Here is an 8,085-nt window from a genome sequence, read left to right as displayed (position 1 = left end):
TGCAGTCCAACGTTTAACTTCCTCTTCCATAACCATGCTCACGTGATGTCCTTTCAGTATTATCACCTGAGCAGGAATTCACTGGGTCATTACACCCTAGGCTTGCGCGCAGAACTACGTTTGACGGGGCCAGCTACTAGACCAAAAATTTTTCTTCAGGTGACCCAACATCAGCTTTACTTAGAGCAGACACACGGCATAGACGCACACCGCGCATACGAATATTCGACCCTTTTTGCGCAGTCGACCTTTTCAAAATAATCGATCGGATAGATGATTTTGTATTCAATATGCCGAGATGCCGCTTAGTAACTGAAACGTACGGCTTCGTCAGCGATACTGAAGCAGCCAGCGAGCATATGGATATCGCGCGGTGCAATGTCCGCGTCCCGGAACTCATCGCGCCAAGCGGAGATGATGTTCTTCACTTCGATGATGATTGCGCGTGCTTCTTGCTGCGTCAGCAGAAAGCGGCTGCATTGTGAAAGTGCATTTGCAATCGTGCCCGCAGGTCCAAGTTCACCGACTCCGATGCTCTGTGGCCGGTCGGAAGCTTCCATATGAGGGATGATATCGAAGGCTGGAGCAAGGCGGTACTGGCCATGTTGGGGCATGAGGAAGGCGTGATTGCGCAAGCGGTCGTCGACATTGCCCACCATGATATTGAACACCATGCGTCGGTATAGTTCATGCGCATCCGCGTAGGCATCCGCGCTGTAGGGCCGCAGTACTTCTGCGATTCCCGCGTATGAGAAGCTGGTCATGTACTCGCGGCCGCTAGCGCTTAGCGGCTTTGGATCGAGAAAGCTGTGTGCGCTTGCATAGTGAACACGATTGCCGTCTACGCGATCAAATCGATCAACGAGCAGAACAGAGCGGTCTCCGATATTGATGAGCTCGAAATTGGGCACATTGATACCAGCCGTGGTCGCAAGTCGCCGGCGGCTGGGTGGGTGGCATGCTGGTTCCTCCGGTTGGGTCGATTCGGGATCCATTCTGAGGCGCTGCTTGCTGCATGTGTAGCTGTCAGATGTCCCTGTCAGATATGGCAGGGAGCGCGGTGTCAGATCTGACAGGTGAGCCGGCCGAGGCACTTCGCTATAGTAGCGGGGGCGTAGCGGCAAAACGCGTTTACGTGCCGCCATCGACATTGCTAACCGTGCCGGGAACAGGAGTGGACAACGTGGTCGTGCCAACCAAAATTTTCTTGCATTACCTGAGCAGGCTGCGCGAAGTGCTCAACCGTGTCCGCGCTGTCGATAAAGCGATCGGCGCCCAGCGGCTCTATCCGGATATGTTCCCGCTGCTGCAACAGGCGAAAACGGCGATCGGATTCACGCTGCGCACCGTCTGCCCGCTGGCCGGCCGGGACATCGTCTCCTTCAGCGACGACGTCGACAGCTTTGAAAGCGTTCTGGCCGAGCTGGACTCGACCTGCGCTTATCTGGAGGCCATTCCCGATGATGCGTTCGGCCGGATTGGCGCCCAGTCCGTCTCGACGGCGGCAGGCTTTGCCGATCTGAACATGGACGGGTGGGAGTACTACCAGATGTACGCCATGCCGAATTTCTTCTTCCATTATGCGATGGTGTATGCGATCGCCCGCCATGCCGGGGTGCCAATCGGGAAAGCCGACTTCGACGGCTATCATCGATACCCGCTCGGCTTCGTCTACACCGACGAGTGCGATCCGGCTGATCTGGACAACTTGCAGTAGCGATGGACTATTCCCACCTCCGCGCATTCCGCGATGCCTTGTCGAAGGCACCTCACCTTATGGATTTGAAATCCATCTGCAGTGACTTCTGTAGCGCGACCGGCATGCCGCACTATATGTTCGCCGTATGCGAGGCGGTGTCGCTGACCGCGCCGCGCTTGATCACGGTGACGAATTTTCCCGCCGAGTGGCTGGACCATTATCTGCGGCGCCGGGCATCCGCGGTCGATCCGATCCTCCAGTACAGCTTTTCCAATACCGCGCCTATCCTCTGGAGCGAACTGGAGCATCTGCCCGCTGCCCAGGGCGGCGCCGGCGAGGGAACGGCCTTCCTCGAGCGCGGCAGGGCGCACGGCCTGCACCGTGGCTTGACGGTGCCGCTCAGCCCTCCGAGCGGGCAGACCGCCTTCTTCAGCCTGGCCAGTTCGGACCTGACGCTGGACGACGACCGGCTCGGCAATCTGCTGCCGGCCGCCGGCATCTTCAGCAATTACCTTTTCGACGCTTATATCCGGATCGACAAGATCGACAACCCCAAGGTCAACGAATTGACCGAGCGCGAACTGGAGTGCGTGTTCTGGGCGTGCGAGGGCAAGACCGCCTGGGAAATGGCCCAGATCGTCGGCGTGGCGGAACGCACCATCAATTTTCACCTGACTTCGGTGATCAAGAAGCTGGGCGCGTCGAACCGCCAGCATGCCGTGGCCAAGGCCGTCATGTACGGCCTGGTCAAGCCGCGCGCATAGCGCCGCGTGGGCTGTCTTATTTCTGCGGCAAGATCTCCTTGCGGAACCAGTTATCGAGCATTTGTTTCTCGTAACCGTACAGGTCTTGCTGGTACATATTCACGCCAAGCTGGTAGTTCGGATCGGCCAGTTTGGCCTCGCCGCCGCGGACCACCTTGCCGTCCTGCTCGATGCTGTAGCGCAAGTGCATGCGCGGCCAGTCGGCCTGGCCCTTGGTCACGCGGATGTCGCGCACCGGGACGCGCGGGAACACGTCGCCGGCCAGGTCGATGTCCAGGAACTCCACCTTCAGCACCTGCCCGGCGGGGAGCCGCTCGGACAGCTGGCTGAGGTGCTGGGTGAAGACGTACTCCATCGACTCCAGGTCCTTGTAATGGCGCGGCACGTCGGTCATGGCGTCCGTATTCACGTAGCTGACGTTCGCCGTCGCGGCAGCGTTGGACGATGCGATCGCCAGGGCGATCGCGGCGGCGATGGTCAACGCGGGCGTTTGCATGGCTGGCCTCTCTTGCAAAGGGTGATACCGCGTGACTATACGCTGTTTCGACGGCGCGGGCCGATGTGCCCGCTTCAGATTCCTCTTGACTCATTTCGATAATTAGCTAATTATCGCATCATGAGCCAAGTCTTTAAAGCCCTCTCCGACCCCACCCGCCGCCGCGTGCTGCAGTTGCTGCGCAAGGGCCCCATGAGCGCAGGCGAGCTCAGTGATCAGTTCAATGTGTCGAAGCCGACCATGTCGGCGCATTTCGCGATATTGAAGGAGGCCGATCTCGTGCACGCAGAGAAGGCCGGCAAGTCCGTGATTTACCACTTGAAGCTGACGGTGCTGGAAGACGCGCTGTTGGGTTTCGTTCAATCGTTTGGCCCGGGCGCGCAAGCCGGGGCATCTGAGAAGGAGTGATCGCGATGAGCAAGGACGTGATGGGTGGTCTGGCCTGGGGCGTGGGCATCTTGGTGGCGGCGCTTGGCGTCAGGCTGGCGCGGGAAACGGGTTATCTGGAGGCGGAGACGGGGACCCGCATCGTCATCAGCCTGATCGGCCTGATGGTGGCATGGTCCGGCAACCAGATGCCCAAGGCCTTTGTTCCCGCCGCCTGGGCGCGCAAGGTCCGGCGCGTTGGCGGCTGGGCGATGGCGCTGAGCGGGTTGGTCTACGCGGGACTGTGGGCGTTCGCGCCGATTCCGGTCGCGGTGGTGCTGGGCTGCGGCGCGATCGTCGCCGGCATGGCGGTGAGCATCGGCTATTGTTTTTTCCTGCGCGCCAAAACCAAGGCCGCTTGAGATCGCTAGTCGGGCAAGCGCTGATCGACTTGATCACGCTTGCCCGGTGGATTACGCGGCCTGCAGCAGCTCGACCTGACGCCCGGCCAGCAAGGGCAGGGCACGGCCGATCACCAGCGACTGGTAGTGCTCGGACTGGCGATGCGCCTCCAGTGCCGCCTGGTCGCGATAGTGCTCAAGCAGCAGCAACTGGTGCGGGCCATCCACGCCCCGGTAGACTTCGTAGCCGAGGCAGCCCGGCTCCGCCAGCGTTTGCGGACGCATGGCCGCCAGCGCGGCCAGCACCTCGCCCAGCTTGCCGTCCAGCGGTTGCCAGTGCGCCACCACGGTGATGACGCCTGCGCTCATGCCGCCACCTCTTGCAGGGCCTTGACGATTTGCTTCGCCAACGCTGCGCCCGAGGCGGGATTCTGCCCGGTCATGAGGCGGCCATCGACCACCACGTTTTCCTGCCACACGTCGGCCGCCGCATAGTCGGCGCCTTCGGCGCGCAGCGCGGTTTCCAGGTTGAACGGCACGTCGGCCTGGGCGTAGCCGGCTTCCTCGTCGTTCGAGAACGAGGTCAGCCTGCGGCCCCGCACCAGCGGCGTGCCGTCCGCCAGTTGCACGCCGAGGAAGGCGGCCGGGCCGTGGCAGACGGCGGCGACGACCTTGCCCGCCTCCCAGGCCCGCAGCACGGCCTGTTTGACGTCGGAGTCCTGGGCGATGTCCACCATCGGGCCGAGGCCGCCTGGGAAGAAGATGGCGTCGTAATCGCGCACATCGACTTCCGACAGCTTGCGGCTGTGGTTCAGACGGCGCAGCGCGGCGCTGTTGCGGAAGGCCAGTTGTGCCGGGTCGGCGGCGTCGTAGCCATCCTCCGGAATCGCGCCGCCCAGCGGCGACGCATATTCCACCGCGACGCCGGCCTGGTCGAACACCGCATACGGGTGCGCGACTTCGGGAAAGAAGTAACCGGTGGCGCGGTGGTTCGGACCGATCTCGGCGGCGTTTGTCAAAATAAACAGTACGTGTTTGGTGTTCATGGCAAGCTCCTGGTAGTGAGTGAACCCTTTTTTTGCGGGCATGTGCTCAATATAGGCCGCTTCGGCGCCGGGCAGTAGATGCTGCTAAGATGACTCAATGTCAAACCAATTAATACAATGATGAGCGATCCTTCCCCCATCCTCGACGAATTGCGCGCCATGGCGGTGTTTGCCACCGTGGTGCGCGCCGGTAGCTTCGCCGCCGGCGCCCGGGCGCTGGGCCTGACGCGCGCGGTGGTCAGCCACCACATCCGCACGCTGGAAGCCAAGCTGGGCGTGCCGCTGGCCCAGCGCAGCACGCGCAGCTTCAGCCTGACGCCGGCCGGGGAGGCGTTCCGCGTGCATTGCGAGCGCTTGCTGGACGAGGCCAACGACGGCATCCGCGGCATGGAGCTGCTGCGCGCCGAGCCGCGCGGCGAGGTGCGCATCACCTGTTCGCACCACTTCGGCGGCAAGCGCATCATGCCGGCGCTGCTGGAATTTCGCCGCCGCTACCCGGCGATCCGCCTGCATGTCGCGATGAACGACGCCAACGTCGACCTGGTGCAGCAGGGCATCGAGCTGGCGGTGCGCGCCGGGCCGCTGGCCGATTCCTCGCTGGTGGCGCGGCGGCTGGTGCGCGAGCCGACCATGTTGTGCGCGGCGCCGGCCTATCTGCGGCGCTACCGGGCGCCGCAGTCGGTGGCGGAGCTGGAGCAGCACCGCTGGGTGCTGTATCCGCCGACACAGCGCGCCGCCACGCTGCGCATCGACGGCGAGGAGGTGCAGGTCGCGGTCCGGGGCGACGTGGTGACCGACAGCGCCGCCTCGCGGCTGGCGTTCGTGCTGGCCGGCGAAGGCATCGCCCGCCTGCCGGCCTACGACGCGGCGGCGCTGCTGGCGTCCGGCGATCTGGTGCGGGTGTTGCCGGAGGTCGAGACGGCGCCGCTGGACATCTTCCTGGTTCACTCGCAACGGATCGGTCCCAGCGCCCGTCTGTTGCGTGATTACCTCCTGGGGGAAGCGCTTCCAGCGCCGTGAAGTCGGCCTTTACGCGGTTTTACGCCCGTTTCAATATATTTCCGTACGGGAATTTGTTACTATTTTCTCGACCCTCCCCATTCGAGAGATAGCCATGCAACACTTCCCCCGCGCGCTGTCGCTGACCTGCATCGCCGCGCTGCTGAGCGCCTGCGGCGGCAGCGAGAACGGCGCCGACGCCCCCCAGGCGCAAGCGGCCGCGCCGCTGGCCACCGCCTCCACCGTCCTGCAACTCGATGACGGCACCCTGCCGGCCGCCGACGCCCAGCAATTCGCCCAGCCAGCGTTCCACATGGCGCCGGTGCTGCTGGACGCACCCGAGGATGTCGCGCCCGGCGCCGCCGCGCCCACCACCGTGCACACCGAAACCGTGCCGTCGGCGTTCCGCCGCCTGAGCTCGCGCCAGCTGACGGTCGACCGGCTGCGCCAGGTGCAAGCCAACCGCGGCGCCACCGCCGTCGAAGCGACCGACAATGGCGGCGGCTCGGCCACGCCGCTGGCCACCAGCACCACGGTGGTAACCTACACCCCGGCGCAAATCCGCGCCGCCTACGGCTTGCCGGCGCTGCCGTCCAGCTACAGCAACCTGACGGCTGCCCAGGCGGCCCAGCTCGGCGCCGGCCAGACCATCTACATTGTCGACGCCATGCACAACCCGAACGTGGCGGCCGAGTTGGCGGCGTTCAACAGCAAGTTCGGCCTGCCGGTCTGCGCCACCAAGACCATCGCCACCAACGCCAGCCTGCCGCTGGCGGCCGCGTCCTCCAGCGCCTGCGAGCTGTCGATCGTGTACAGCACCGCCGCCGGCGGCATGACCGCCACCGCGCCGGCCTACGACTCCGGCTGGGCCACCGAGATCGCGCTGGACGTGCAATGGGCGCACGCCACCGCGCCGCTGGCGCGCATCGTGCTGATCGAGGCGGCCAGCGCCTCGTACGACAATCTGCTGGGCGGCGTGCGCCTGGCCAACAACCTGGGGCCGGGCATCGTCTCGATGAGCTTTGGCGGCAGCGAGACCAGCGGCACCAGCGCCGCCGACAGCGTGTTCTCGGGCGCCAAGATGACCTACCTGGCCGCCACCGGCGACTCGGGCGCGGCGGTCTCGTGGCCGTCGGTCTCGCCCAAGGTGCTGGCGGTGGGCGGCACCACCCTGAGCTACAGCGGCGCCGGCGCGCGTTCCGAGGTGGTGTGGTCCAGCACCGGCGGCGGCGTCAGCCAGTATGTCGCCACGCCGGCCTACCAAAGCACCGCCGTCCCCGGCATGGGCACGGCCAGCCGCCGCACGGTGGCGGACGTCGCCTTCAACGCCGATCCGAACAGCGGCCAGTACGTGGCGGTGATCGCCGGCGGCGGCAGCACCGTCAAGTGGACCAGCGTGGGCGGCACCAGCCTGTCGACGCCGCAGTGGGCCGGCCTGATCGCCGTCGCCAACGCCCTGCGCGCGCAGAACGGCAAGGCCGCGCTGGCGCAGCCGCACAGCGCGCTGTACACCAACATCGCCACCGTGGCCGGCACCTACGCCAGCGTGTTCGCCGACATCACCAAGGGCAGCCACGGCAGCTGCGGCGGCTGCAGTGGCGAAGTGGGCTACGACCAGGCCACCGGCCTCGGCACGCCCAACGGCGCGGCGCTGCTGTCCACCCTGTCCGGGCTGACGGTGCAGACCGCGCCGGTGGTGTCGGGCGCCACCATCAACGGCAAGGCTGGCACCGCGCTGAGCTTCACGGTGGCGGTCACCGCCAGCAACGCCGTCACCTACGCGCTGAGCGGCGCGCCGTCCGGCATGAGCATCAGCGGCGCCGGCGTGGTCAGCTGGGCCAAGCCGGTGGCCGGCAGCTACAACGTCAGCGTCACCGCCAAGGACAGCGTCAACGGCCTGAGCGGGCAGGGCGTGTACAGCGTGGTGGTCGCGGCGGCGGGCGGCACCACCACGACCACCACCAAGGCCTCGTCGACGCCGCCGGTGATCACCGCCAGCGCGCTGAGCGGCGTGGTGGGCAAGGCGCTGAGCGGCAGCATCGCCGTCAAGGTCAGCAACAGCGGCGCGGTCTCGCTCAGCATCTCGGGCGCGCCGCTGGGGATGAGCTTCAGCGCCAGCGGCATGAACGTGGTGGTGGCCTGGCCGTCGCCGGTGGCCGGCAGCTACACCCTGAAAGTCACGGCCACCGATGGCGCCGGCGTCAGCGCCACCGCCAGCATCCCGGTCACCATCGCCAAGCGCTGACGCCCACCGGCATCCGGGGTCAGGTCCTCCATTTCTACACGGCCTCAACAGCGCAGCTGTTGAGGCCGT

General features: G+C 65.3%; 11 protein-coding genes. 7 read left to right on the top strand and 4 right to left on the bottom strand.

The genetic code is table 11. The annotated features are described in order from the left end of the window. Positions 1 to 261 (top strand): hypothetical protein (locus FHW83_RS30530; protein WP_218106433.1); only part of this gene is annotated, 261 nt, incomplete at its 5' end. A 44-nt stretch (positions 262 to 305) separates the two neighbouring features. Here the strand turns inward: FHW83_RS30530 and FHW83_RS24540 are convergent. Continuing rightward, positions 306 to 995 (bottom strand): type II toxin-antitoxin system HipA family toxin, encoded by a 690-nt coding sequence (locus tag FHW83_RS24540; RefSeq protein WP_176648983.1) that lies wholly within the window; start codon positions 993 to 995, stop codon positions 306 to 308. A gap of 179 nt (positions 996 to 1,174) precedes the next feature. Between FHW83_RS24540 and FHW83_RS24535 the strand changes: the two genes are divergently transcribed. Continuing rightward, on the top strand, positions 1,175 to 1,717 hold the full coding sequence (locus FHW83_RS24535) for a DUF1993 domain-containing protein (protein ID WP_176648982.1): 543 nt from the start codon (positions 1,175 to 1,177) through the stop codon (positions 1,715 to 1,717). 59 nt (positions 1,718 to 1,776) lie between these two features. Then, entirely contained in the window at positions 1,777 to 2,463 is a 687-nt protein-coding gene (locus FHW83_RS30525) for a LuxR family transcriptional regulator (protein WP_218106432.1), read from the top strand. 16 nt (positions 2,464 to 2,479) lie between these two features. Here FHW83_RS30525 and FHW83_RS24520 read toward each other — a convergent pair whose 3' ends face one another. After that, positions 2,480 to 2,959 (bottom strand): DUF3016 domain-containing protein, encoded by a 480-nt coding sequence (locus FHW83_RS24520; protein ID WP_176648981.1) that lies wholly within the window; start codon positions 2,957 to 2,959, stop codon positions 2,480 to 2,482. A 120-nt stretch (positions 2,960 to 3,079) separates the two neighbouring features. Here FHW83_RS24520 and FHW83_RS24515 point away from each other — a divergent pair, with 120 nt between their 5' ends. Then, a complete protein-coding gene (locus FHW83_RS24515) occupies positions 3,080 to 3,367 on the top strand; it encodes an autorepressor SdpR family transcription factor (RefSeq protein ID WP_176648980.1) in 288 nt (95 codons plus the stop codon). 5 nt (positions 3,368 to 3,372) lie between these two features. Beyond that, complete coding sequence (locus tag FHW83_RS24510; RefSeq protein WP_176648979.1) at positions 3,373 to 3,747, top strand: ammonium transporter; 375 nt, start codon at positions 3,373 to 3,375, stop codon at positions 3,745 to 3,747. Between the two features lie 51 nt (positions 3,748 to 3,798). Here the strand turns inward: FHW83_RS24510 and FHW83_RS24505 are convergent, their stop codons facing one another. Both FHW83_RS24505 and FHW83_RS24500 read right to left on the bottom strand, forming a co-directional pair. Then, positions 3,799 to 4,095 carry a putative quinol monooxygenase gene (locus tag FHW83_RS24505; protein WP_176648978.1) on the bottom strand — a complete coding sequence of 99 codons (297 nt, stop codon included), beginning with the start codon at positions 4,093 to 4,095 and terminating at the stop codon, positions 3,799 to 3,801. Next, the gene (locus FHW83_RS24500) at positions 4,092 to 4,772 is read right to left on the bottom strand and encodes a type 1 glutamine amidotransferase domain-containing protein (protein ID WP_176648977.1); all 681 of its coding nucleotides are present in this window, start codon (positions 4,770 to 4,772) and stop codon (positions 4,092 to 4,094) included. The genes FHW83_RS24505 and FHW83_RS24500 overlap by 4 nt, the downstream gene beginning before the upstream one ends. Positions 4,773 to 4,892: 120 nt before the next feature. Between FHW83_RS24500 and FHW83_RS24495 the strand changes: the two genes are divergently transcribed. Continuing rightward, complete coding sequence (locus FHW83_RS24495; protein WP_229224339.1) at positions 4,893 to 5,792, top strand: LysR family transcriptional regulator; 900 nt, start codon at positions 4,893 to 4,895, stop codon at positions 5,790 to 5,792. 94 nt (positions 5,793 to 5,886) lie between these two features. Beyond that, positions 5,887 to 8,016 carry a S53 family peptidase gene (locus tag FHW83_RS24490; protein WP_176648976.1) on the top strand — a complete coding sequence of 710 codons (2,130 nt, stop codon included), beginning with the start codon at positions 5,887 to 5,889 and terminating at the stop codon, positions 8,014 to 8,016. Positions 8,017 to 8,085 lie beyond the last annotated feature (69 nt).

Source organism: Duganella sp. SG902 (genome assembly GCF_013376005.1).
In the GTDB taxonomy this organism is placed as follows: Bacteria; Pseudomonadota; Gammaproteobacteria; order Burkholderiales; family Burkholderiaceae_D; genus Rugamonas.
The sequence above is the reverse complement of the archived record's forward strand: the minus strand, read 5'-3'. Positions and strand labels throughout refer to the sequence as shown.

Bases quoted from the DNA above. Each gene is read 5' to 3' on its own strand.
- FHW83_RS24490 (WP_176648976.1), top strand. From the start codon at position 5,887: ATGCAACACTTCCCCCGCGCGCTGTCGCTGACCTGCATCGCCGCGCTG.
- FHW83_RS24515 (WP_176648980.1), top strand. From the start codon at position 3,080: ATGAGCCAAGTCTTTAAAGCCCTCTCCGACCCCACCCGCCGCCGCGTG.
- FHW83_RS24500 (WP_176648977.1), bottom strand. From the start codon at position 4,772: ATGAACACCAAACACGTACTGTTTATTTTGACAAACGCCGCCGAGATC.
- FHW83_RS24520 (WP_176648981.1), bottom strand. From the start codon at position 2,959: ATGCAAACGCCCGCGTTGACCATCGCCGCCGCGATCGCCCTGGCGATC.
- FHW83_RS24510 (WP_176648979.1), top strand. From the start codon at position 3,373: ATGAGCAAGGACGTGATGGGTGGTCTGGCCTGGGGCGTGGGCATCTTG.
- FHW83_RS30525 (WP_218106432.1), top strand. From the start codon at position 1,777: ATGGATTTGAAATCCATCTGCAGTGACTTCTGTAGCGCGACCGGCATG.
- FHW83_RS24540 (WP_176648983.1), bottom strand. From the start codon at position 995: ATGGATCCCGAATCGACCCAACCGGAGGAACCAGCATGCCACCCACCC.
- FHW83_RS24495 (WP_229224339.1), top strand. From the start codon at position 4,893: ATGAGCGATCCTTCCCCCATCCTCGACGAATTGCGCGCCATGGCGGTG.
- FHW83_RS24505 (WP_176648978.1), bottom strand. From the start codon at position 4,095: ATGAGCGCAGGCGTCATCACCGTGGTGGCGCACTGGCAACCGCTGGAC.